At 64.7% G+C, this 23,616-nt stretch carries 23 protein-coding genes and 1 tRNA gene; 12 read left to right on the forward strand and 12 right to left on the reverse strand.

The features are described from left to right. Positions 1-81 precede the first annotated feature (81 nt). Together IEY28_RS12970 and IEY28_RS12975 are read right to left on the reverse strand one after the other, a co-directional pair. Entirely contained in the window at positions 82-1,899 is a 1,818-nt protein-coding gene (locus tag IEY28_RS12970) for a DUF8148 domain-containing protein (RefSeq protein WP_229783136.1), read from the reverse strand. Between the two features lie 472 nt (positions 1,900-2,371). Next, positions 2,372-2,443: transfer RNA gene (locus IEY28_RS12975), tRNA-Ala, on the reverse strand. Positions 2,444-2,689: 246 nt separating this feature from the next. On the opposite strand from IEY28_RS12975, the gene IEY28_RS12980 reads away from it, so the two are divergent. Genes IEY28_RS12980 through IEY28_RS13000 form a run of 5 tightly spaced genes read left to right on the forward strand, consistent with a single transcriptional unit; the run spans position 2,690 to position 6,036 of the window. Then, on the forward strand, positions 2,690-3,226 hold the full coding sequence (locus IEY28_RS12980) for a DUF7287 family protein (RefSeq protein ID WP_229783137.1): 537 nt from the start codon (positions 2,690-2,692) through the stop codon (positions 3,224-3,226). 1 nt (position 3,227) lies between these two features. After that, positions 3,228-3,815, forward strand: coding sequence for a DUF7288 family protein (locus IEY28_RS12985; RefSeq protein ID WP_188998318.1), 588 nt, complete (start codon positions 3,228-3,230; stop codon positions 3,813-3,815). Further along, entirely contained in the window at positions 3,803-4,858 is a 1,056-nt protein-coding gene (locus tag IEY28_RS12990; RefSeq protein WP_188998321.1) for a DUF7261 family protein, read from the forward strand. Before IEY28_RS12985 ends, IEY28_RS12990 begins: the two co-directional genes overlap by 13 nt. Next, positions 4,851-5,294 carry a DUF7266 family protein gene (locus IEY28_RS12995; protein ID WP_188998324.1) on the forward strand — a complete coding sequence of 148 codons (444 nt, stop codon included), beginning with the start codon at positions 4,851-4,853 and terminating at the stop codon, positions 5,292-5,294. Before IEY28_RS12990 ends, IEY28_RS12995 begins: the two co-directional genes overlap by 8 nt. Next, entirely contained in the window at positions 5,287-6,036 is a 750-nt protein-coding gene (locus IEY28_RS13000; protein ID WP_188998326.1) for a DUF7289 family protein, read from the forward strand. Before IEY28_RS12995 ends, IEY28_RS13000 begins: the two co-directional genes overlap by 8 nt. Here IEY28_RS13000 and IEY28_RS13005 read toward each other — a convergent pair whose 3' ends face one another. The 3 genes from IEY28_RS13005 to IEY28_RS13015 form a co-directional block, all read right to left on the reverse strand. Further along, a complete protein-coding gene (locus IEY28_RS13005; protein WP_188998328.1) occupies positions 6,037-7,881 on the reverse strand; it encodes a DUF7289 family protein in 1,845 nt (614 codons plus the stop codon). A gap of 131 nt (positions 7,882-8,012) precedes the next feature. After that, positions 8,013-9,722 (reverse strand): DUF7289 family protein, encoded by a 1,710-nt coding sequence (locus IEY28_RS13010; RefSeq protein WP_229783138.1) that lies wholly within the window; start codon positions 9,720-9,722, stop codon positions 8,013-8,015. A gap of 70 nt (positions 9,723-9,792) precedes the next feature. Beyond that, positions 9,793-10,338 carry a DUF4382 domain-containing protein gene (locus IEY28_RS13015; protein WP_188998330.1) on the reverse strand — a complete coding sequence of 182 codons (546 nt, stop codon included), beginning with the start codon at positions 10,336-10,338 and terminating at the stop codon, positions 9,793-9,795. Positions 10,339-10,565: 227 nt separating this feature from the next. Between IEY28_RS13015 and IEY28_RS13020 the strand changes: the two genes are divergently transcribed. Genes IEY28_RS13020 through IEY28_RS13035 form a run of 4 tightly spaced genes read left to right on the forward strand, consistent with a single transcriptional unit; the run spans position 10,566 to position 13,027 of the window. Continuing rightward, positions 10,566-11,036, forward strand: coding sequence for a 30S ribosomal protein S15 (locus IEY28_RS13020; protein ID WP_166971356.1), 471 nt, complete (start codon positions 10,566-10,568; stop codon positions 11,034-11,036). Next, entirely contained in the window at positions 11,036-12,154 is a 1,119-nt protein-coding gene (locus IEY28_RS13025; protein WP_188998332.1) for a hypothetical protein, read from the forward strand. Before IEY28_RS13020 ends, IEY28_RS13025 begins: the two co-directional genes overlap by 1 nt. Then, positions 12,151-12,390 carry a KEOPS complex subunit Pcc1 gene (locus tag IEY28_RS13030; protein ID WP_188998335.1) on the forward strand — a complete coding sequence of 80 codons (240 nt, stop codon included), beginning with the start codon at positions 12,151-12,153 and terminating at the stop codon, positions 12,388-12,390. The genes IEY28_RS13025 and IEY28_RS13030 overlap by 4 nt, the downstream gene beginning before the upstream one ends. Further along, a complete protein-coding gene (locus IEY28_RS13035) occupies positions 12,383-13,027 on the forward strand; it encodes a 30S ribosomal protein S3ae (protein ID WP_166971362.1) in 645 nt (214 codons plus the stop codon). Before IEY28_RS13030 ends, IEY28_RS13035 begins: the two co-directional genes overlap by 8 nt. 21 nt (positions 13,028-13,048) lie before the next feature. Here the strand turns inward: IEY28_RS13035 and IEY28_RS13040 are convergent, their stop codons facing one another. From IEY28_RS13040 to IEY28_RS13050, 3 genes are all read right to left on the reverse strand, one after another. Then, positions 13,049-13,486: a plastocyanin/azurin family copper-binding protein gene (locus IEY28_RS13040; protein WP_188998338.1), complete on the reverse strand. Its 438-nt coding sequence runs from the start codon at positions 13,484-13,486 to the stop codon at positions 13,049-13,051. 185 nt (positions 13,487-13,671) lie between these two features. Next, a complete protein-coding gene (locus IEY28_RS13045) occupies positions 13,672-14,829 on the reverse strand; it encodes a 5-(carboxyamino)imidazole ribonucleotide synthase (protein ID WP_188998340.1) in 1,158 nt (385 codons plus the stop codon). Positions 14,830-14,895: 66 nt separating this feature from the next. Continuing rightward, entirely contained in the window at positions 14,896-16,833 is a 1,938-nt protein-coding gene (locus tag IEY28_RS13050; RefSeq protein WP_188998343.1) for a flippase activity-associated protein Agl23, read from the reverse strand. A 92-nt stretch (positions 16,834-16,925) separates the two neighbouring features. Between IEY28_RS13050 and ribH the strand changes: the two genes are divergently transcribed. Together ribH and IEY28_RS13060 are read left to right on the forward strand one after the other, a co-directional pair. Then, on the forward strand, positions 16,926-17,330 hold the full coding sequence (gene ribH, locus IEY28_RS13055; protein ID WP_188998345.1) for a 6,7-dimethyl-8-ribityllumazine synthase: 405 nt from the start codon (positions 16,926-16,928) through the stop codon (positions 17,328-17,330). After that, positions 17,327-18,487, forward strand: a complete 1,161-nt coding sequence (locus tag IEY28_RS13060) for a pyridoxal phosphate-dependent aminotransferase (protein WP_188998347.1) — start codon at positions 17,327-17,329, stop codon at positions 18,485-18,487. Before ribH ends, IEY28_RS13060 begins: the two co-directional genes overlap by 4 nt. Here IEY28_RS13060 and IEY28_RS13065 read toward each other — a convergent pair. The 4 genes from IEY28_RS13065 to IEY28_RS13080 form a co-directional block, all read right to left on the reverse strand. Beyond that, positions 18,484-19,770 (reverse strand): PGF-CTERM sorting domain-containing protein, encoded by a 1,287-nt coding sequence (locus tag IEY28_RS13065; protein ID WP_188998348.1) that lies wholly within the window; start codon positions 19,768-19,770, stop codon positions 18,484-18,486. The two genes, IEY28_RS13060 and IEY28_RS13065, sit on opposite strands and share 4 nt — an antisense overlap. Positions 19,771-19,816: 46 nt before the next feature. Continuing rightward, a complete protein-coding gene (locus IEY28_RS13070; RefSeq protein WP_188998350.1) occupies positions 19,817-20,530 on the reverse strand; it encodes a hypothetical protein in 714 nt (237 codons plus the stop codon). Positions 20,531-20,625: 95 nt separating this feature from the next. Continuing rightward, positions 20,626-21,054, reverse strand: a complete 429-nt coding sequence (locus tag IEY28_RS13075; RefSeq protein ID WP_188998353.1) for an FAD synthase family protein — start codon at positions 21,052-21,054, stop codon at positions 20,626-20,628. Beyond that, positions 21,051-21,548: a Mov34/MPN/PAD-1 family protein gene (locus IEY28_RS13080; protein ID WP_188998356.1), complete on the reverse strand. Its 498-nt coding sequence runs from the start codon at positions 21,546-21,548 to the stop codon at positions 21,051-21,053. Before IEY28_RS13080 ends, IEY28_RS13075 begins: the two co-directional genes overlap by 4 nt. A 153-nt stretch (positions 21,549-21,701) precedes the next feature. Here IEY28_RS13080 and han point away from each other — a divergent pair, with 153 nt between their 5' ends. Next, positions 21,702-23,615, forward strand: coding sequence for a Hef-associated nuclease (gene han / locus IEY28_RS13085; RefSeq protein WP_188998359.1), 1,914 nt, complete (start codon positions 21,702-21,704; stop codon positions 23,613-23,615). Position 23,616: the final 1 nt, after the last annotated feature.

The raw sequence follows: 23,616 nt of genomic DNA on the forward strand, positions 1-23,616 counted from the left end.
TCAGTGAAGGTCTAAAATGTACTGGAAAAGGTTAGACATTCACTTATTCAAACAAGTAGGCTTCTAACACAGACATTTAGTCTAGTCCGTTTCAATATCGAATATCGAGATATTCTCGTCGTTATGAGTTGAGTTTGGATATGTATCTAAATGTTGAGTACTATGAAAAAACTCGTTATTCGGAATATCCCAGTACGCATACGCTCCGAGATAGTCAATAACGCAGGAAAAAGTCGATTTTTCAGGTAATGTTGAGCGAACCGGTGGTTGTTCCACATCTGAGATTGCCCGGTCAATTGCGGCTTCGAGATCAGCAATATCATCCCATTGTCGACGTGCAAGGTCGTCACGTATCTCTTGCTCGCTAGCGGCTTTCGTCGAATCAAGCGAACACCAACGAACAGCCTCACGCACGCTCAAGTCTTGTAGGTGGTCGTCTGGGTCAATGCCTTTAGTAATCGGTTTCGAACAGGACCAGAACCGCCGGTTCGATGCCCAGTAAAGAGCAAGTTTCCAGGTCGCTGCTTTATCAGCATACGAATTAAGTTCTTCCTTAGATTCTTCAAACGATTCCGTGGCGTCGAGTAGCGAACCAAACGTTGCACTCAGATACTTTCCGAGATACGCGCCAGCTGTCGACTCCATAGACTGGCCTTCATCATCGAATTCAATGAGATCGTGTGCCCTTGTTCGGTCACGAACCCAGCCGTCACCATGGTTGTGATCACCGAAGCGGTACCAGTCGACGAAACCTTCATCGGTATCGAAGTTGGCATCAAGGTCATCGAGATCGTCTCGGTAGACGAGCGGATACGTGTCGATGATACGGCCCTGACCGTAGTCGTTCCACTTTTTCGCGATCTCTTGCTTATCGCAGAGCCACGGCATTCCGTCTGATTCACGTGTTGGCACGTCAAAAAACAGAACATGCAGGTGTGGGTAGCCCTTCTCGGTAAATTCAAGCGCCTTGATATAGTTGGGGCGGCATCGAGGCCGTCCAGTCACATCACTATCAAGGTCGGGTCGCCAATTTCGAACCTCTGGGCAGCGAGTGTCGTCCTTCGTCGAAGGATCGGAGTCGAAGTACGAGAGCAGGCGATTGAAGTTTTCGTTGATGGAGTTGATAGCCGCTAGCAGGGAATCGTGTTGTTTGGGGTCGGTAGTGAACGTAGCGAGGACGGCGTTGTCAGCGTATTCGTAACCATATTCGAGAGCATCATTGAACCGGGCGAACTGTTTGGAAACACGGCCCTCGTCGTTGAATCGCGTCTTGTACCGCTTCGTCATCCGGCGGGTCGTCTCACCACCAGTACGACCGACGAAGTGGACATCGAACAGCAGTCGGTAGTCCTCGATGCGATTGAGGTAGGATGTAAAACTGTCCACCAGCAGGTCACGAAGGTCGTCGTCGACGGAATCAACCCGCTTGAGGTAGTTGCGGACGAATTGGCGGTCGTACGTCTGGTCCTCGTTCTGGTGGGCCGTTTGAGTAATGCCTTCTGTAATCAAGTCAAGAAGGCGGAGGGTTGGGGTCACCATCAGGACCCCTGAGGAACGTGATTTCTGCACGTAGGGGTCCTCGGGAGCTACGAGGTCGTCGACGAAGCGGTATGCAAACTGGTAGTCGGGATCAGAGCCTTCGACACGCTCGCAGGCTTCGGGCGAGACACCTTTGACTGCGTACGAAACGACGTGAGAGAGCGGTGTACCCTCTGGATGCGCCGCAATGAACTTAGCGACGCGCACGCGATCTGTGTCACGTTCTGTGAGAGTTCCGTCGATAAGTTGACCGTGACCGAGTAGGTCGCGCTCTTCCAGAAGGTCTGCCAGTACGGGAGTGTTACATCTATCGGCGAGGTCGAGCCCGCCCAGGTGTCCCGGCGGCTCGACGACGCTCATTCGGGACTGGTTGGGTGGGCATCGTCGACGTGCTGGCCCGGCGTGTCGCTGTTAGGATTCCCCTCACCCTCCGGGTTCGGGGGAGACGCTCGGGCTTCCGGGTCACCCCGCGAGGGGGTGCTGCCGGCTGGTCGAGTTGGTGCGGACGGTGATTGGCGCTCGATGGCTCGACGAACATCCTCGTCGGTCGCCTCCAGGAGGCGCGACGCGCGGACGAACTCGTCACGAGGATAGGGCCAATCAGTAGTAGGACGAGCGAGGTCGCGCTTACGCGACACAGCGACCACCTCCGAGAAATGTCGAAAGAGGACACTCCCTCGAAATAACCGCAGGACAGCGAGGGGTGCATCCGGATTCCGGGTGAACTCTCTTTCCAGAGGGAGATACGCAGAACCCCGATTCCGGTGAAATCGGAAAGAAGCGACTCGCTCTCCGTGTTGTAATTTCCCCGGCTACGCCGGTAAAATTTGAGTGGACTCGCCGGGATTTGAACCCGGGGCCTCTCCCATGCCAAGGGAGTGATCTACCCCTGATCTACGAGCCCTCGTTGCATCCAATCGTATCCGACGGGCTTTCTTAAACCCATCGAACCGAATCGAACGTGCGAGTCGCTGCCGTCCCGCACTCCCGGCCGGGACTGCCACAATGTACAAGAGCGTCGAGTGCGACAGTCCGTCAGACACCGCGTAGCGTGGGGCTGCGCGAGGCGACACATGTACGGCAAGGGAACTAGCACCGATAGGCTGGGTGGCCGTCAGTGGTACGGCTTCGAAGTGGGGCGGGGGAACTGATGCGCGGACAGACGACGCTCGACTTCGCCATCGGGATGAGTCTCTTTCTGGCGGTGCTCATCTTCGTCTTCCTGTTCATTCCCGGCCTGCTGTCTCCGTTCACGGCGGGGGCACAGGACGAGACGGTCACCACCAACCGGGTCGCAGACCAGTTGACGAAGTCGACGCTCGGCGGGCCCGACCAGCCGTACACCATCGACCGGTTCTGTACCGTCGAGTTCTTCGATGGGAACGGGCCGGGCCGCTGTGTGTTCGACGACGAGTCGCTCAGCGAGCAGTTGGGACTGGACGCGAATCGGCAGCACGTCAACGTCACCATCCGTGGGAACGTGACGAAACAGCCGAGCGAACGAGAGGAGATTCTGTGTTGGGATGTCTCGGACGAACGGCTACTGGAGCAGTCAGACTGTGTGGGGAGCGACATCCGACTCGCCCGCGGCGACACGCCGCCGTCGACGAACGACGAGACGGTGACCGCACTGCGGGTCGTCTCGCTGAACTTGGAGGACGTCACCCTCTACGTGGAGATGTGGTAACATGCGCGGGCAAGCACACACGCTGGAGGCAGTCGTCGCCGGACTGATGTTGCTGTCGAGTCTCGTCTTCGCGTTGCAGATGACGGCGGTGACGCCGCTGTCTGCGAGTACGTCGAGCCAGCACATCGAAAACCAGCAGCAGGCGACGGGGAGTGGCGTGCTGGCGGCGGCGGCACAGAACGACTCGCTCAAGCCCGCCGTCCTCTACTGGAACAACACCTCAGAGCAGTTCCACGGCACGAACGAGAACTTAGGCTACTATACGAGTGGGCCACCGAACAACACGCTGGGTCAGATGCTCAACCGGTCGTTCGACAGGCGAGGCATCGCCTACAACGTCTACTTCTGGTTCCAGAACGAGGACGGCGACGTCATCAGTCGACGGTACATCTACAGCGGCGTCCCGAGCGACAACGCCGTCGGCGCGAGCCACACGATAACGCTGATGGACCACGATCACCTGTACGACGCCAACGAGACGAGGAACGCGACGGTCATACGGGACGACAGGGACACGTATCCGATACCGAACCTCCCCTCTAACGTCTACAACACGGTCCGTGTGGAGGTGATCGCGTGGCGGATCTAAACCGCGACGACCGGGGGCAGATAATCCTCATCGCGGCGTTCGCGCTCGCGGTGACGTTCGTCGCGCTGGCGCTCATCGTCAACTCCGCCATCTTCACCGAGAACCTCGCGAGCCGGGGCGAGACGGCGGGCAGCGACGACGCGCTGGCGATGCGGGCGATGGTCGAGACCAACGCCGGCTACGCGCTGGACGACGCCAACCGATACAACTACAGCACCGACAGCGTCCGTGACGAGGCCATCACGTTCGCTGTCAACAACACGAGCATGCAGACAGAGCAACAGCAGGCGATGACCGGCACGCTGGTGAACGTCTCGTACAGACCCGGCGACCCCGGCGCCAACGTCGACGGGCGGCGCATCGCCCAGAATAGTTCGACCGGCGACGACTTCACGTCCACATCGGGGAGTGCGAACTACGTGGTCGCTGAGGACGTCACGCGGTCCGGGATAGCCGGCGAGAATGCTACGCGCGCGTTCGTCATCAATGCGAGCGAGATAGACGGATCGAACAACGCCACGTCGTTCGAGATAGAGGTCAGGGATGACTCACTCGCAGCGAGCGGCAACACGAACACATGGCAGATGCACATCTGGAACCCGACCGGCGATGTCGTCCGTGTCGTCGTCGTCAAGAATGACGGCGGGTCGGTAACCAGGGAGGCCTGTGAGGTAACGAAAAAACACAGCTTCGTCCGCATCGACGTGACAGGCGGTACCGTGGCCGCCGAGCCATGTGACGCGCTCGGAATTACCTCGAGCGGTGAGAATATGCACTTCGCCGCTGGGGCGCCCGACGGCCCCATCGAGGACTACAAGATTCGGTTCAAGAACGCGACGGCGATGCACGGCAACTACTCGATGGTCGTCCGCGGGTCGAGCCTGCTCAACACCAACGTCGACGAGGGAGCGCTCGGTATCACACCGGGCGACCCCTACTGGACCGACGCATACTACGAGATTACCGTCGAGTACAGCTACGATACACCGAACCTGCGGTACGTGACGGACATCAGGGTCGCACCGGGTGAGCCAGATGCATAATCGCGCCGTCTCGACGACGCTGTCGTACACGCTGACACTGTCGATATCGGCGTTGCTGATAACCGGCCTCCTCGTCGCCGGCACCGACTACGTCAACGACCGACGGGAACAGGTCGTCCGTGAGGAACTCACCATCATCGGACATCAGGTGGCGTCTGATCTCTCACGGGCCGACCGGTTGGTCCGGGCCGGACAGAGTCCGACGGTCCGGATGAACCAGACGTTCCCGGACCGCGTCTCGGGCAGTAGCTACGACGTCGCAGTCGAGAATCAGGAGACGCTCGTCCTGACGTCGACCGACCCCGAGGTGTCTGTCACGGTCAGTCTGGAGGTCAAGACGGACCTCAGGTCCGGGTCGACGGCCGACGGGGGCGTCGTCCAGATCTGGTACGACAAAGGTCCGAGCCCGAGTGAACTGGTGATAACCGATGTCTGATCGCGCCGTGAGCGAGGTGCTGAGCTTCACGCTGGTCTTTACGCTCATCGTCGCCTCTATCGCACTCATCTCGGTGGGCGGCCTCGGGAGCCTGCAAGACGTTCGCGACGTCGAGCAACTGGAGAGCGCAGAGCGCGCCTTCGACGTGCTCGCCGACAACGTCGCGGACATCCACCAACGCGGTGCGCCGAGTCGCGCGACCGAGATCAGCCTCGGCGAGTCCCAGCTTCGAACCGGCGACAACGTGACGATGGAAGTGAAACTCGATGGTGGTAGTGGCGGGCTACCGACGACCTTAACGAAAGATATCCGACCGGTCGTCTACGAGGGCAACGACGACCGGAAAATCGTCTACGAGGCCGGTGCCGTGTTCCGGACGAACCGCGACGGCGGCGTGGTCGTCCGCGAACCGCCACTCGTCGTCGACGAGAAACGGATGCTCGTGACGGTAGTGGGCGTCAACCGACCCAACGTCCAGAGTCTCAGCGGGTCGACGGTACTCGTCCGGATGAACCACCGCGGTTCGAACGTCTTCTACCGGAACCGGTCTGCCGACGTCGACAGCGTCCAGATCACGATGAGTTCGACGCCGCGAGCGTCGCTCTGGGCCGAGGTGTACAGTAGATACGGCTTCAGTTGCACTCTGCTGAGTCAGACGAGCGTCGAGTGTACGTACAATCCGGGCAACATCGACCGCGTCTACGTCGTCTATCACGACATCAGGGTCAACATCGATACGTGATCAGGTGCTGGTGACGTTGACCTGATTGACCGACGCGTGAATGTACGTGACCTTCACGACGGAGTCGTCCCGCGAGAGGATGTTCTGGGTCCGTAGCGCCTCGTCGTAGTGGATGCCGCCCTTTCCGCTGTTTTCGATGGTGGTCTGGCCGGTGAGGATACCGCCGTAGACGAGGCCGCCGTCGATAGTCACGCTGCCGGTGCCAGTGACGCCCGGGGGCGCGTAGATGACGCCGACGTACTTCGCCGGGTGAGAACTACTCCCGCCGCCGATTGTCACGGTCAGGTTGTCGCGACCGTAGGCGCGGAACTGCGGTGCGTCGTCACCGAGGTTCGTCACCGCGGCGTCGTCGTCTAAGAAGACGTGGTCCGTGTGTCCGCCGGTCCCGCCGACGTAGAGGCTGACGGTGCCCGGACCTTCGACCTCGATGGTCGCACCGTCGCCCAGTTCGACGTTCTCCTGCACCGCGAGGACGATGTCGCCGCCCGTCGTATCGAGCGTCAGCGTGTCGCCGGACGCGACGGTCAGGTCTGTGAGGTAGTACGTCCCGTCCTCCAGTTCCGCGGTGCCGGAGGTGTAATCGATGCTCGCGCCGTCTGCCGGCGTCCCGGCGTTGTCGTTGTCGCTGGCGGCCGTTTCGAGTCGGTCGCGGACGATGCCGTTTATCGCTGCGGCCTGGTCGACGCCGCTGATCTGCTTGACGCCCCCGTCGGGGTCGACGATGCGACTCTGGCAGTCGCTTACGCTGGGACTGCAGTTGTCCGTGTAGCTGATGTTCCCGTCGACGTCCGGTTTCCCGGCCCCGTTCCCGACGACGACGCTCCGACCGGAGACGAGGTCACCGTTGAAGTCCTCGCCGGCGGCGCCACCGCTGATGTCGATGTTCCGACCGTAGACGACGTCCCCGTCGTCCCCGAGGTTCCCGTTGCTCGCTTGCGTACAGTAGTCGTTGGTCGTGCCACTGGAGTTGTAGCTGTCCGTGTAGACGTCGGTCGCGGCCCCACAGGTGTCGTTGTGCGTCGCACCCCCGTTGACGGTGAACCCCCCACTCGCCGAGAGGCTAGACGTCGCGGAGGTGAGCCGCTGCTTGTCGACGGGGGCGACCAGTTCCGCGGTGACGACGTTGTTCGTGTGTTCGTACTCGACGTCGCCGTCTGTTCGCGTCTCGAAGAACGCCCCCCACGCACGGTAGTATCGACTCCTGACCGTGACGGTGACGCGGCCGTTGTTCAGCGGGTTCTGGAACTGGGTGTTGAGTTTCTTGTTCGGAAAGTACCGCGTGGTGTTGTTGTGGGTGACGACCGCCTTCCCGTCGAGCGACGACTCGCCCTGTACGGTCACGAGCGGGAGCGTCAGCGTCGCGTTCCGGTAGTGGAACTCCGGTGGCGAGATCATCACCGAGCGGTCGCCGCGACCTGACTGCCAGACGCCGCCGCCCTGATACGCTATCGTCCGGTCGGTCTCACTCTCGTAGACGACGGCACCCATCGTCTCGTTGTAGATCGTGGTCTGGGTGCCCGTCGTCGTGTTCTCGTACGAGAGGTTCATCCACCCAGCGCCCTCCTCGACGCGGTACTGCTGGCTGCCGCGCTCCGAGAGGCTGACCTGCTGGACGCCGGACTGGCCCAGTGCGACGAGGGCCGTCCGGGAGTCCAGTTCGGTCATCGCCTTCTGTGTCCGTTCTGTGCCGAGTTCCGACTGCGTGCCGGTGATTGCGCCAGCACTGAGCGCGACCACCGTCGTCGTCGCGACGATCATCACGGCGAGCATCAGTGCCACCCCGAGTGGCGCAGACTGCGCGCGTTGGCGCCGCTGGCCATCCTCGGAGTCGATTGGCGATCGCATTGCGACGACTTAGATATCATCCGTGATAAGCACGATGGCCGATTGGTGAGAACTGATAGCTTCATCGGAGCGACCGCCTACGGTGAGAGTATCGTCGGAGAAACCGAACTGTCACTCCCGCACGGCGCTGATTACGACGCCGTGACGTTGACTCGGTTGACCGAGACGTGGAGGTAGGTCAGTGCAGGTATCGTTCGCGCGTTCTGGACGCTCTGGACGTTCGTCAGCGCTTCGTCGTAGTGGACGCCGTAGTTGTTGCTGATGAACGAGACGTCGCCGACGATACCGCCATAGACGTGCGCATTGTTGTCGAGCGTCGCAGACGTCCCGGGATTGGCACCGTCCCCCGGACCGTACAGGACTCCGACGAAGACGGCGTTGTTGTTGAACGTGGCGCTCGCGCCGGGGTTCGTGTACACCCAGAAGTTCGGGGCCTCGTCACCGGTAACGGAGTTGTAGGCGTTCTGCCCGTAGGTCACGTCGCCTTCGACGTAGAGGTTGACGCGGTTGCCACCGACGACTTCGATGTTCGCGTTGTTCGGAAGGGTGACGTCGCCATCAACGACGATATTCACTGGCCCACCGCTGCTGTCGATTCGGAGGGTCCCCGGAACGTTCATATAATCTAGGTAATACGTCCCGGCAGTCACCTCACAGGTCGACCCGCAGTTCTCCAGCGTGTTCGTGCTCTCGTCGATGTCCACGCTCGGGTCGTCGTTGTCGTTCTCGCTGCTGTCGTCGGCGCCGACTCGCCGATTGTCGATGAGCAGTTCCACGGAGTCCGGCGAGGTGACGGACGCGTTCTGTTCGTCCCAGCCGTCGACGCCGCCCGGATACCCCCCTCCAGAGGCCGTCCCGCCGTACGAGAGGTTGCCACGAATCTCACCGTTGTTGGCGATATCGACGTCACCGCCAGCCTCCAGACTCCCCTTGATCACGGCGTTGTTCTCGACGTCGACGTCGCCGGCAGCGATGATTCGGGTCTCCTCTGCTACCGTCGCACTGTAGTCGCCGTTCGAGGAGTTGTAGCTGTCTGCCTCGGCGTTGTTCTTGATGGTCATCGACGTGCCGGGCGCCCCCGAGACGATACCGCCGGCGACTGGGGGGTTCGTCGCTGGAACAGAGAGGGTAAGCGTCACCTCCTCGTTCACGTGGTCGTACGCCACCCCGCCGTCCGTCCGCTCCTCGAAATAGTCGCCCCACGCTCGATAGTACTCGCTCTGGACGACGACGTTGACGCGACCGCTCTGTAGGGGATTCGTCCGACCGAGCGTCGTGTTCGGATAGGCCTGCATCGACCCGTTGTCGGTGACGGTGGCCTGCCCACTGAGCGACGAATCGCCGGAGACCGTCACTAGCGGAAGCGTCAGCGTGGCGTTCCGATAGTGCAGTTCAGGTGGCGAGACCATCACTCCCTGCCCGTCCGCGTTCGTCCGCCAGACGCCACCACCCTGATACGCGACTCTCGTTCCGCCCTCGCCCTCGTAGACGACTTTGCCCATCTCCTGTTCGATGATGGGCGTCGCGACGCCGTCGACTTCGACACGTATCTCCCCGCCGTCGGTCCCATCGACCACCCGATATCTGTTCGACCCAACCGCCGAGAGGTCGACTCGCTGGACCTCCGACTGACCGAGCGCGACGAGCGCGGCTTGTGAGTCCAGTTGCGTCAGTACTTTATTGGTCCGCTCGGTGTCCAGTTGGCTCTGCGTACTCGCGATGGCGTCGGCACCCAGCGCGACGACAGCCGTCGTCGAGACGATCATGACCGCGAGGACGAGTACGACTCCCAACGGCGCACTCTGCCCCCGAGACCCGACGCTGCCACCCCTTCCCGGCATGGTTTATTACAGTCGCTTCTGACATAATACTCTTGGCGTGGTATCGAACACTGAATGTGGCTCGGTACCGTTACTCACCGTAGCTGACGGTAGTCTCCTCGGCGACTGGCTTGAGTACGTACCGGCCGGTCCCGCCCCGAGCCACCGGCGTGAAGTCCGCAGTAAAGCGCGTCGTCCGGCCGGTGCGAATCTCGAACGACTGCGGGAACTTCAGGCGGGCGTTCCCGGGCGTCGTGACCATCGCCATGCCGCCGTCCGCGAGCGACGCTTCGACGGTCGAGATACCGAGTTTGAGGTAGGCGTACTCCTCGGTTCGGAGCTCTACTGTCTCGGCGAGTGCGGCCGCCTCGCCGGTCAGGTCGACGAGGTCGAGGGTGACGCCGCTGACGCTGAAGGTCAGTTCGTCGCCGTCGTGGTCTGCCGTCCCGGTGGCCGACGCCGCCGGCAGGACGCGAATCTCGTCGACGGAGACGACACAGGACTCGAAATCGCCGATGTCGCCGGGCTGGTCACTGACGTACGTGGCGAGCGTCCCCGTCGGCCCGTCGCTGGCACACCCGGCGACGACGGCGCCGGTGACCGCGACGCCGCTTTGCAGGAACGCACGCCTATCCATGCACCCACCGTGGATGTACCAGTACAAATGTCTACTGGCCACGGAGACGAGATGGAAACGGTTTAGTCGCGTGACCGACGACGCCTCTACGGGAACAGCACGACCGCAAATCTGACACGCCGTGGGATTCCACGGCTCGGGATTGCGGCCGTGTTTGGCATCGTCCGATGCCGATACGCCTCGCTACCGGCAGCGACGAGCGGTTCGTGCGGTTCCAATCGACAACAATGGCACGAATGCACACACGCCGTCGCGGCTCGTCCGACTCGGACAAGCCCGCGGCAGACGAACCCCCGGAGTGGAGCGACGTCGACGACGACGCCGTCGAAGCGCGCGTCGTCGAACTCGCAGAGCAGGGTCACTCGCCCAGCGAAATCGGTCTCAAACTACGCGACGAAGGTGTTCAGGGCACGCCCGTCCCGAACGTCAAACTCGCGACCGGTAAGAAGGTCACCGAGATTCTCGAGGAGAACGACGCCGACGGCGACGTCCCCGAGGACCTCCGGAACCTGATGGAGCGCGCAGTGCGTCTGCGCGACCACATGGACGAGAACCCCGGCGACCACCAGAACAAGCGTGCACTCCAGAACACGCAGTCGAAGATTCGCCGACTCGTCGACTACTACCGCGGTGACGAACTCGACGAGGACTTCACCTACAGCTACGACAAGGCCGTCGCGCTGCTCTACGAAGACTGATGTCGACCACCGGTCGGGAACAGCCGCCAGCCCCCGCCCCCAGTGACGTCGCCGCGTCGCTCGGCGCCGCCGACTTCGTTCGGCTCGTCAGCGACGCGACCGGCGCTTCGCTGGCCGCGACGGGCGTACTGGCACGGGCACTCGACGCCGCCGGAACGCCGTTCCAGGCGAGCGTCGTCGCCCCCTTCGCCGACCCCGACCGGACGACGGAGGCCGACGCGACAGTCGCCCTCGGTCGCTCGCTCCCGACTGCCGACCACACGCTGGCCGACCGGCCGACCGCGGCCGCCTTCGAGGTGGCGCGCGAACTCGGCACCGCGACCAGTCCGACCCTCGCGCTCGCCGGCACGATCGCTGGCGGCGACGTGGACGGGTCGGTCGAGAGCGCCGCCGAACAGGCGGGCCTCGACCGCCGCCCCGGACTCGCGGTACCGGTCGCGGACCTCGCCGACGGACTGGCCCACTCGACGCTGCTCTCGGGCCCCTTCTCGGGGGACGAGGAGCAGGCACGAGCGACGCTGGCCGAACTGGCCCTGCCCGCCGACCCGACCGACGACGACCACCGGCGCGTCGCGTCGCTGGTCGCACTGTCGGTCACCGGTGTGGACGACGCGCCGCCGCGGGCCGCCGACGCCCTCGGTCGCGTCCTCCACCCCTACGTGGGCGGGCCGTTCGAGACGATCGGCGGCTACGCCGACGTGTTAGACGCTGTTGCCCGGGAGCGACCGGGAACGGGCGTCGCACTCGCGCTCGGGCACGACAGCGTCCGCGAGGACGCCCTCTCGGCGTGGCGAACCCACGCCCGCCGGGCCCACACCGCCGTCGACGACGCGACGACCGGCCGATACGACGGCCTGTTCGTCGCCCGCGGCGATCAGATGCCGGTCGGCACCGTCGCCCGTCTCGTGGCCGACTTCCGCGCGCCCGAACCCGTGACGCTCGTCGTCACGGACGGCGAGGCCGCGGCCCGCGCCACCGACGACCGGGACGTGGCCGCGACGATGCGGGCCGCCGCCGACGCCGTCGACGGCGAGGCGGTTGGGCACGGTACCCGCGCCAGCGCGAGATTCGACGTGCCGACCGCGGACCTCATCGAAGCGTTCAGGGAGGCACTATGAGACGGGCCGAGATCCGCACGACACACGGCTCGCCAGCCCGCGCAGCACGCGTCGCGGCCGCACTCCGGCCGGACAACACCGACGAGATGACCACCCGCGTCGAAGACGACGCCGTGGTCACCACCGTCGAGCGCGACTCGACGGGCGGGTTGCAGTCGACCGTCGACGACTACGTCGTCAACCTCCGGGTCGCAGCACAGCTATCCGACCAATCCATACAATCCAACCATGAGTGAACGAAGCGTCTCAAAGCGCAAACAGCAAAAGCGGTGGTACACCGTGCAGGCTCCCGAACAGTTCGACCGGGAGGTTCTCGGTGAGACACCCGCAGACGAACCGGACCAGGTGCTCGGTCGCACCATCGAAACGACGCTGGGCGAACTGAACAAGGACGCCAGCGAGAACAACACGAAGCTGACCTTCAAGATCAACGAGGTCGCCAGCGACTCCGCGTACACGGAGTTCGTCAAGCACGAGCTAACGCGGGACTACCTGCGCTCGCTCGTCCGCCGCGGCTCCTCGAAGGTCGAGGCCTTCATCACCGTGCTGACGACGGACGACTACCGCGTCCAGATTCAGCCGGTCGCCGTCACGACGAAGAAGGCCGACGCCTCCCAGGAGAAAGCCATCCGCCGCACGATGATCGACCTCGTCGAGGAGACCGCGAAGGACCGCACCTTCGAGGAACTCGTCGACAGCGTCGTCGAGGGGCGTCTCTCCTCGGCCATCTACGGCGAGGCCAAGGAGATCTACCCCCTCCGCCGCGTCGAGATCCAGAAGACCACCCTCGAGGCTCGCCCCGAGGAAGTCGCCGCCGAAGAGGAGACGGCCGTCGACGTCGACGAGGAAGACGTCGAAGTCGAAGAAGCCTAACTCCGTTCGGCACACAGCCGACTATTCTTCGGTCGTTTCCGGGTCGTCAGTGACGACTACGGTGCCGACCATCCCGCCGCGTTCGTGCGGGATGCAAAAGTACGGGTACTCGCCGCGCACCTCGAACGTGTGTTCGAAGGACTGTCCCTCGAACAGCGTCCCGTCCGAACTGTTCCCCCACGCGTCTCGGGCGGCCTGTTCCGACTCGAACCCGCCCGAGGCGAAGAAGTCGGCGCCCTCGGGGAGGGTGTCCTCGTAGGCGGTGACGGTGTGGCCCTGTTTGCTCGTGTTGAGCCACGTCACGGTGGTGCCCGGTTCGACCCGCAGTTCCTGTGGCCGGAACACCTTCGCGCCCATCCCGACGTCGTAGTCGGTGTTGGCGCTCCTACCACCGATACACCCGGCCAGACCGACTGCCGTGGTCGGCCCGACTGCCCGGAGAAATGCTCGTCGGTCCATAGCCTCGCTCGGTACCGGACGGACAAAGACGACTCGGTTCGGTACGAGTGAGCGAGAGTGAGTAGCGGGCCGTGAGCGGGGCGCCGCTGTCGAGGGGCGAGTTCTCATACTGGTGGCTGTAACAAACTGAAGTAATTCGCCACCCCGGGGCGGCGAATATCGTTACGAACTTACAGCCACCAGTATCAGTCCCGGAACGTGAGTCCGTCGCGCAACTCGCGGACGTCGGCGAGCAACTCGTCGACGTCGCGCTCGCCGTCACCGGGCATCGTGACGTGGCCCATCTTCCGCAACTCGTACACCTCGTGCTTGCCGTACCAGTGGAGGTGCGCTCGGTCAGTGTCGAACACGGCGTCGTCGCCGTACAGCACCGCTGGTTGACGCTCGTCGACGTCGCCCAGAATGTTCGTCGAGACGGTGGGGTCGCGCTGCTCGGTCGTTCCCAGCGGCATCCCCAGCACCGCCCGGACGTGCTGTTCGAACTGCGAGGTGTGACAGCCCTCGATGGTCCAGTGGCCGGAGTTGTGCGGCCGCGGGGCGATTTCGTTCAGGAGAATCTCGTCGTCGGCCGTCTGGAACAGTTCGATGCCGAAGACGCCGCGGCCATCCATCACGTCTAAGACGTCCAGCGCCACCTCGCGGGCGCGGTCACGGACCGCTTCGCTCGCGCGGGCCGGCGCGACGCTCTCGCGGAGGATCTCTTCTTCGTGGATGGTCTCGGTGACCGGGAACGTGTCGCGTTCGCCGTCGCCGCGACAACCCATCACGGCCAGTTCACGCTCGAAGTCGACCATCTCTTCGACCATCGCCGGGCCGGCGACGTCGTCGACGGCCGCCTCGATGTCTTCGGGACCGGAGACCGGGACGTTCCCGCGCCCGTCGTAGCCGCCAGTGCGGGCCTTCAGCATCGCGGGGTAGCCGAGTTCCTCGCAGGCCTCGCGCAAGTCCTCGGCCGTCTCGACGGCGCGGAACGCCGGGACCGGAACCCCAGCCTCGGAGAGCCGCCGTTTCTGGACGAGTTTGTCCTCGATGGTCCGGAGCGTCTCGGGATCGGGGTGGACCGGCGTCCCCGTCTCCTCGGCGACTCGTTCGAGGACGTCGGGGTCGGCCAGCTCTATCTCGTAGGTGAGGACGTCCGCGCGCTCGGCCAGTCGGCGGAACGTCTCCTCGTCGTCGAAGTCGCCGACCAACTGGTCGCGGACGACCGGCGTGGCCGGACAGTCCGGCGTCGGGTCGGCGACGACCAGTTCGACGCCCAGCGGCGCGGCCGCCTCTCCCATCATGCGTCCGAGTTGCCCACCGCCGACCACACCGACGGTCGGGCCGGGCGACGTACGTGTCATGTGCCGCGCTTTCGCTGGCGAGCGCTTAAACGTTGATTTCTGGGCCGACGAGAGCGACGGTCGGCCTCACTCGACCGTCGCGTTGTCCGCGTACTCCTCGTGTGTCCAGACGGTGAAGGTGTTCTTGTAGCCGCTGGTGCGCATCATGTAGCTCTCGTTCGTGTAGCCCGCCGACCGCAGGCGCTCTCTGGGCACCGTCGAGTCGTACACCTGCGTGATGACGATAGGTGGCTGATTCTGCATCGCTCGCACGCCGAGCGCCGTCTCCTGGTTCTCACAGGCGACGTTCGCGTCGCTGGCCGCGAAGTACCACGGTAGCGGGAGCGTGTTGTGCCACTCCAGACAGGTCGGCTGGAGGTTCCACCACGCGTCGTCCCACGTGTCCCTGCTCTCCTCGACGTAGGCGTTGTTGTCGTCGTAGGCGTCGCCCGACTCGCCGTGGTAGACGACGACGTCGGGGCCGCCGTCGTGGGCCGTCGCGACGCGGTCCATCTCGGTCAGTGCCTGTCTGACAGACTGGTCTGGCTGGGCGAACTGGACGAGTTCGTTGCTGTCGGCGGTCGTGTTGGTGTAGACGCGGGTGACGGCGACGTTGGCGACGAGCACCGTCAACAGGAGGAAGACGACGGCCGCGATGGCGACGCCCGTCTCGTCGTCGGTCGACAGCGACTCGACCCCCCAGCGGAACACCGCCGCGAGGGCGACGCCCGCCGGGACAGCAAGCGGGACGACGGCGTGGGTGACGATCCACGGTGCGCCGATGTCGGTTCCCAGCGGGTAGCCGAAGATGGAGACGAACCCGCCGTAGAAGAGGAACGGGACGAGGTGGCGCGGTGCGGTGTAGCCCAGTCGGTCGAGGACGTAGCCGAGGCCGGCAAAGGCCGTCAGCGGAGCCGAGGCGTACGCCATCGCCTTGACGAACACGCCGAGGTGGCGCTCGTAGTCGTCGAGGGTCTTCTCGGAGGCGGGGTTGAGCCACTCGCCCCACTGGTTCACGACGCGGTCGACGGTCGTCTGGAGCATCTCGCCGAACAGCGCCGGGTTGGTCACGCCCTCCCAGAAGCCGACGGAGCCAGCCGACGGCGGGGCGGGCGGGTGCTGGATACCGGCGACGCCGGCACCGCGTGGCGCGTAGAAGAACAGCGAGACGGCGGCGAACAGTACGACGCCGAGGGCGACGTGGCCGACGTAGATGCCGAACACGCCGAGGGGGCTGTCGTGGCGGGCGCGGAACGACCGGACAGTCTCCACGACGAGGGCGATATCGCCTCTCACGCGGCCGACGACCCGGTCCCGAATCTCGCCCGCCGAGGGCGTGTCGGTGACGAACAGGACGGCGTCGCGGAACCCGTTCGGGAGGACGAGCACCTTCGCGAGCAAGAGCCCCGTCGCGCCGAGCCACGTCAGCACGTAGACGAGGGCGTTCTCCTTCGAGGCGAACCCGAGTGCCATGAAGAAGGCGACGGCGTAGAGGTAGCGCGGTTTGCGGGTGTCGTAGAAGCGGACGAGAAAGCCGAACGCGGCGAACATGAACGCGGCGACGAGGACGTCGCTCCGCATGAACCGCGAGTAGTACAGCAACACCGGGTTGACCGCGAGCAAGAGCGCGACGGCGACGACTTCCGTCCGGCGGAGATGCCGGCGGAACAGGAGCGCGATGAGTGGCATGAGGCCGCCGATGACCGCAACGGGGAGGCGCATCGCGAAGTCGGAGGGGCCGATAACGGCGAACAGCCACCGGTCGACGTGTTGGATGAACGGTCCGTGGATGATGTACCGGTAGGCGAACGACCCGGTGTCGCCGAAGTGCCATGCCCAGTAGGCGACCCGGCCCTCGTCGAAGTGGGCGACGCGCTGTCCGAGCGAGACCAATCGCAAGACGAGCGCGAGGAGCGTGACGCCGACGACGAGTTTGATCGTCGCGTATTCGTCGGATCGTGCCCACGAACTGACGCGGCGGCGCGTGTTCTTGAGGACGGGCAGTACACCGCTCGACGTAGCCATATGGTGGTGGCAAGCAGGGGCAGGATTAGAACCCTTCTGGTTCGCCGTGCCGGAACGGTAGTTCTTTAGGGATAACAGCCACCCACACAGGTATGGTGCAGCTCGGATTGGTCGTCGCCCAGTACGACAAACACGGTGCCGTCATCGAGGCGATGAGACAGTCGGCCAGCGCTGCCGCGGCCGACCACGACGCAGATATCGTCGAGACGGTGACCGTGCCCGGGGCCTACGACACGCCGCTGGCGGCCGACCGACTGGCGCGTCGGGAGGACGTCGACGCCGTGGCAGTGCTGGGGGTCATCATCGAAGGCGACACCGACCACGACCAGGTCATCGCCGACGCCGCCGCACAGGGCCTGACCGACGTCTCGCTCGAACGGGACACCCCCGTCACGCTGGGCATCATCGGTCCGGGCATGAGCAAGGACGAAGCCGAGGCACGCACGCAGAAGGGTGGCTCGGCCGTCACGAGCGCCATCGAACTCGCAAACCTATGACTATGGACTTCGCTTCCCGCGTCGAACGTGTAGAACCGAGCGCGACACTCGCGATTAGCAACAAGGCCGCCGAACTCGAAGCCGAGGGCAAGGACGTCGTCGACCTCTCGGTCGGCGAACCCGACTTCGACACGCCCGAGAACATCAAGCAGGCCGCAAAGGACGCGCTAGACGCCGGCCACACCGGGTACACGCCGTCGAACGGCATCCCCGAACTCAAGGAGGCCCTCGTCGAGAAACTCCACGACGACGGCCTCACCCAGTACGGCACCGAGAACCTCATCGTCACGCCGGGTGGCAAACAGGCCCTCTATGAAATCTTCCAGACCCTCATCGACGACGGCGACGAAGTCGCCCTGCTCGACCCCGCGTGGGTCTCCTACGAGGCGATGGCGAAACTCGCCGGCGGGTCACTCACCCGCGTCGACACGGCCGCTCACGACTTCCAGCTAGCGGGTGCGCTCGACGACCTCGCCGACGCGGTGTCGGACGACACCGAACTGCTCGTCGTCAACTCCCCGGGCAACCCACACGGGGCCGTCTACTCCGACGCCGCGCTGGAGGGGGTCCGTGACCTCGCCGTCGAACACGACATCACCGTCATCTCCGACGAGATATACAAGGAGATCACCTACGACGGCGTCGAGGCGACGAGCCTCGGCACCCTCGACGGCATGGAGGACCGCACGATCACGCTCAACGGGTTCTCGAAGGCCTACTCGATGACCGGATGGCGGCTAGGCTACTTCGCCGCGCCGGAGGCGCTCGTCTCGCAGGCCGGGAAGGTCCACTCTCACTCCGTCTCCTGTGCCGTCAACTTCGTCCAGCACGCCGGCATCGAGGCGCTCACCAACACCGACGAGGCCGTCGAGGAGATGCGTCAGGCCTTCGCCGAGCGCCGCGAGTTCCTCATCGGCCTGTTCGAAGAACACGGCGTCCACGTCCCGGAACCGCAGGGCGCGTTCTACATGATGCCCGAAGTCGCCCCGGACGGCGACGACACCGAGTGGTGTGACGCCGCGATCTCGGACGCACAGGTCGCCACCGTCCCCGGTAGCGCGTTCGGGACGCCCGGCTACGCCCGCATCTCCTACGCGAACAGCAAGGAGCGCCTGCAGGAAGCCGTCGACCGACTGGCCGAACACGACCTCATCTAATCAGCGTCTTTCTCGCCGTTTCGAAGTCGCGCTAGGGACGCGGCCCCGAGTCCCGCTAGCGCCGCCAGTGGCCCGAATCCGGGGCCGCTGTCCCCGGTCGTCGTCTCGGTCACGTCCGTCGGTGGCGGTGGATAGGGCGTCACCTCGGTGTCGGTTCCCGTCCGCGTCGTCCGTGTGTCAGTCCGCGTCGCTGTCGCGTCTGCCCCGCGTTCGGCGATGCGGACCACCCAACTCCCGCCGTCCGAAGCGGACTCGAAATCGCCGGTCAGCAAGACCCCACCGTCGACCGGGAACAGGTCGTGGGGCGCGACGGCGGCGTCGAACGGTTCGAGCGTGACGGTGTCGGGCGACCCTGCCGACCCGGTCCGCAGGAGTCGAACTCGGGGCGAGTCGTCTCGGTCGCCGACGAAGACGGCGCTCCCGTCGGCCAGTCGCAGGGCCGCCCGCGGGTTCGCTCGGTCGTCGTCCGCGAAGTTGTGCGTCCACTCGCGCTGCATCCGGCCGTCGGCCGAGAGATAGCTGATGCGCCACGCGTCCGTGCCGTCGTCCTCGTAGATGCCGGACGCGGCGACGCCGCCGCCGGGTCCGAACCCTGCGGCGTCCATGTACTCCTCCGTCCATCGGTGTTCCCAAACCCGCTGTCCCTCGGCGTCGATTCGGTCGAACCAGCCGTCGAACGCCGACTCGTACGCGTAGCCACCGGTCACCAAGTCGCCGTCGAGAGCGTCGGTGATGGTCGCCCCGAACCCGTCGCGAGTGTGGTCCCAGCGGACGGTCCCCGACGAGTCGAGACACTGGATGCGGGCCGAGACGGCGTGTGTCGTGATGTCGTTCGAGACGACCGCCACCCGGTCGCCATCGAGCGGTTGGACGCCGAGTTTATCGTCGTGATACCCCACCGGGACGCGGTGTCGCCACGACAGTGCCCCGTCGGCCGACAGCCGTGCGACCATCACCCGGTCGTCAGTCTCCGTGCGCCCGGCGGCGAGAGCGCCACCGTCGTCGGTTCCGGTGACGGTCTCGGGCGAGGGCACGTCGTCGAACTGCCGGGACCAGACGCTCGTCCCGTCGTCGTCGACCGCGTGGAGCGTGGCAGTCTGGTCGGAGTGGTCGGTGAGCAACAGCGTCCGACCGTCGACCCGGGCGCTGTCTAGCAGTCTGCCGTCACCGACCGTCGTCCGCCAGTCGACGGCGAGAGAACCGGGGTCGGCCGCGTCGGCGGGGCTGACGGCCAGCGGTGACAGGGCGATGGCAGCGAGGAGGGAGCGGCGACGGAGGGGCATGGGCTACGACAGCACCCACCCAATCATATGCTTTGGGACGGCGGTATCACTCGAAGCCGACGGCCCCGTACCGCCGGACCAGATAGTACCCACCGACGAGCGGGTACGCGACCGGTGCCAGCAGCAGGAAGATGAGTCCCAGCGAGACGTAGGTACCGGGGTTGGGTCGCCACTCGGCCGAGTTGAGGCGGACGTACGTCGCGTCCCGGTAGATTGCGAGCGCGAACGGCACGGCCGAGAGGATGCCGAGGCCGACGAGGACGATGGTCACCGCGGTCCCGAGCGTCTCCGCGAGGGCGACTCCGAGTGCGAGGAACGTAAGCGGACAGACCGCTCCGACGGTGACGAAGACCCACCACCAGTCCCGGTCGACCCAGTCGACGACGACCTTGTGGCGGTAGTAGAGGTGGTTTAACTTCATCAGGTGGCCGAGGAAGAAGCCGCCGACGGCCCAGAGAATCGGGTTCGGGTCCCAGTCGACGTCCGTCTCGGCGATACGGCTGGTGTCCAGATACAACACGACGGGCGTCACCAGCCACGAGACGACGGCCAAAACGAGGAGCGCGACGTACCCGAGGCCGAACGTTCCCAGGATCCCGACCATACCGGCCGGCCCCTGTAACCCCCCGACGCCGCCCGTGATACCGAGGAAGATAGCCCCCAGACCGAACAGCCCCCAAGCGGCCGTCGGCAGCAACAGCAGTACTTCGATGATGCGGTACGACAGCGATTCGACGTCGTTGACGGTAGCTCTCTGCATTTTCCCCCACCCGTTCGAGGTTACCGCATCTGCAAATGTCGTGGTAAAAAGTGTTCTGATCGGCCGAAACCCGACACGTCTGCCGGAGAGGCCGGCTACGACCGCTCTTCGAGGACTCTGTCGATGATACGGCCCGTCGAGAGCAGGCGATCCGAGTCGTCGCGGTCGAGCGGACTCGCGCGGCGAATCTCGCAGTCGAGGCCGCGGTCTGCAAGCGCCGCCTGCAGTCGCTCCTCGTCGTGGTGCTGGTCGTACCCCAGCGCGATGATAGCGGGGTCGATGCGCTCGATGGGGACGAAGATGTCCTCGGGGTGGCCGAGGTGAGCCTCGTCGACGGGTTTGAGCGCGGCGACCATCTCGCGACGCTGGTCGTCCGGCATTACCGGCGGTTCCTTGTGCGTGACGTTGACCGACCGGGCGACGATGACGTGGAGTTCGTCGCCCATCGCTTTGGCGTCTCGCAGATAGTGGACGTGGCCGGGGTGGAGAATGTCGAACGTGCCCTGTGCGACGACGCGTGTCACGAGTCGAACTCCTCCTCGCGCAGTTCGCGGTCGATGTCGCTCTGGTCGAAGTCGAAGAAGGACTCTTCGGGCGGTTCGACATCCAGCACCGGAAGGTCGACCGGTTCGCCGTCGTTGTCGAAGGCCTGCCAGTCGTCGGGCCCGTACGGGTAGCCGACGATGATGTGGACGTCGCCTCGACCGAACGTGGCGAGGTCGGCGTCGCTCGGCCGGAGGACCCCGTTGGGGTGTGAGTGAATCGACCCCGCGGCGCGCATGTCGTTAGGTACCATACTCGTCTTGACCGTCGCACTCACCGGGTTCGATTCGGTCCCCGGGATGACCAGTACGTCCGTGAGAACGGTGCCGTCCTCGTCGAGCCCCAGTTTGGCGGCGTCGTCGCCGCGAAGCAGTCCCATGTACTCGTTCGGATGGGATTCCTCGGACGCGGCCCGCGCGAAGTCGAGCGCCGACTCGGCGATGCCGAGGATGCCGCCCGAACGAAACAGCCCCATATCTATACGGTGGGGTCGGGCGCTTTCTAAGGGTTCCGCTCTCGGCAGTCCACCTTCGCCGCCGTGTGCGCAAGCGCGAACGCCAGACACGCGCGTCTCGTCTAGCCAGCGATTTCGAAGAGTACAAACCGGGGAGTGCCGAAGAGACGCTAAATGTCTCCGCCAACTGGCACCGACGACGGTGCCGCGGTTCCCGACGGGGGAACCATCGTCTACGATCTCGCTGCTGAGTGTACCGCTGACGACGTCGAGGAAGGGGCCCGCTACCGAGCGACGGTCAACGGCGTCGTCGACTACGGCGCCTTCGTCGACCTCTCTGAGAAAGTGTCCGGGCTGGTCCACAGGTCGAACCTCCTGGGTAACTACGACGTCGGGGACGACCTCGTCGTCGAACTCGGTGAGGTCCGTCCCGACGGCGACCTCAGTTTCGAGGAGGTCCGCCTGACCGACTACGAGCAAAAACACGTGCCACACGGGACCGCGGCGGACGTCACCGACCTCGACGACGAGACGGGCGACACCGTCGTCGTCGAGGGGCAGGTCGTCCAGATCAAACAGACCGGCGGCCCGACCGTCTTTCAGGTCCGAGACGGCACCGGCGTCGTCCCCTGCGCCGCCTTCGAGGAGGCCGGCGTCCGCGCCTACCCCGACGTGGAGATGGACGACGTGATTCGAGTCTCCGGCCGTGCCGAGGAACGAGACGGCGGCGTGCAGGTCGAAGTCGACTCCCTGACCGTTCTCGACGGTGACGAGGCCGCCGCTGTCGGGGACGACCTCGACGAGGCGCTTGCCGCTGCCGCGGAACCGACGGACATCGACCCACTGGTCGAGTGGCCCGCCTTCGAGAAACTGTGGGACGACCTGCGTGACGTCGCCACGGAACTTCGCAAGACCGTTCTGGAAGGGCGACCCATCCGGATGCGTCACCACGCCGACGGCGACGGTCTCTGTGCCAGCGTCCCCCTGCAAGTCGCGCTCGAACGGTTCATCGCCGACCACTACGAGGACGGCGACGCGCCCCAGCACCTCCTCAAGCGCCTCCCGAGCAAGGCGCCCTACTACGAGATGGAGGACGTCACCCGCGACCTCAACTTCGCGCTGGAGGACCGCACCCGCCACGGCCAGAAACTCCCCCTCGTCCTGATGCTCGACAACGGGTCGACCGAGGAGGACACGCCGGCCTACCGCAACCTCCGGCACTACGACATCCCCGTGGTCGTCGTCGACCACCACCACCCTGACCCGGAGGCCGTCGAACCGCTCATCGAACAGCACGTCAACCCGTACCTCCACGGGGAGGACTACCGCATCACGACGGGGATGCTGTGTGTGGAACTCGCCCGGATGATCGACCCGGACCTCACCGAGGACCTGAAGCACGTCCCCGCCGTGGCCGGCCTCTCGGACCGTTCGGAGGCCGAAGCGATGAGCGACTACCTCGAACTGGCCGGCGAGAAGGGGTACGACGAGACCGACCTGCGAGACATCGGTGAAGCGCTCGACTACGCCACCCACTGGCTCCGCTACAGTTCCGGTGAACAACTCATCAGCGACGTGCTCAACGTCGACTGTGAGAACCGCGAGCGCCACGGGGAACTCGTCGACGTCCTCGCCGAGAAGGCCGAACGCGACGTCGACGAGCAACTCGACGCGGCGATGAGCCACGTCGAACACGAGCGACTCGACAACGGCGCGCACCTCTACCGCATCGACGTGGAGAACCACGCCCACCGCTTTACCTACCCCGCACCCGGGAAGACCACCGGCGAGATACACGACCGGAAGGTCGCCGAGACGGGCGACCCCGTCATCACCATCGGCTACGGCCCCGACTTCGCCGTCCTCCGGAGTGACGGCGTCCGTCTTGATATCCCGCGGATGGTCACCGAACTGACTGAGGAGGTCGACGGCGGCGGCGTCTCCGGCGGCGGCCACCTCGTCGTCGGCTCTATCAAGTTCGTCTCGGGGATGCGCGACGCCGTCATCGACGCGCTGGTAGAGAAGATGGCCGACGCCGAGATCGACGAAGACCTCGGCAGTTCGACGGCGCTCCCCGAAGAAGTCTGAG

Source organism: Haloarcula pellucida (genome assembly GCF_014647235.1).
In the GTDB taxonomy this organism is placed as follows: domain Archaea; phylum Halobacteriota; class Halobacteria; order Halobacteriales; family Haloarculaceae; genus Haloarcula; species Haloarcula pellucida.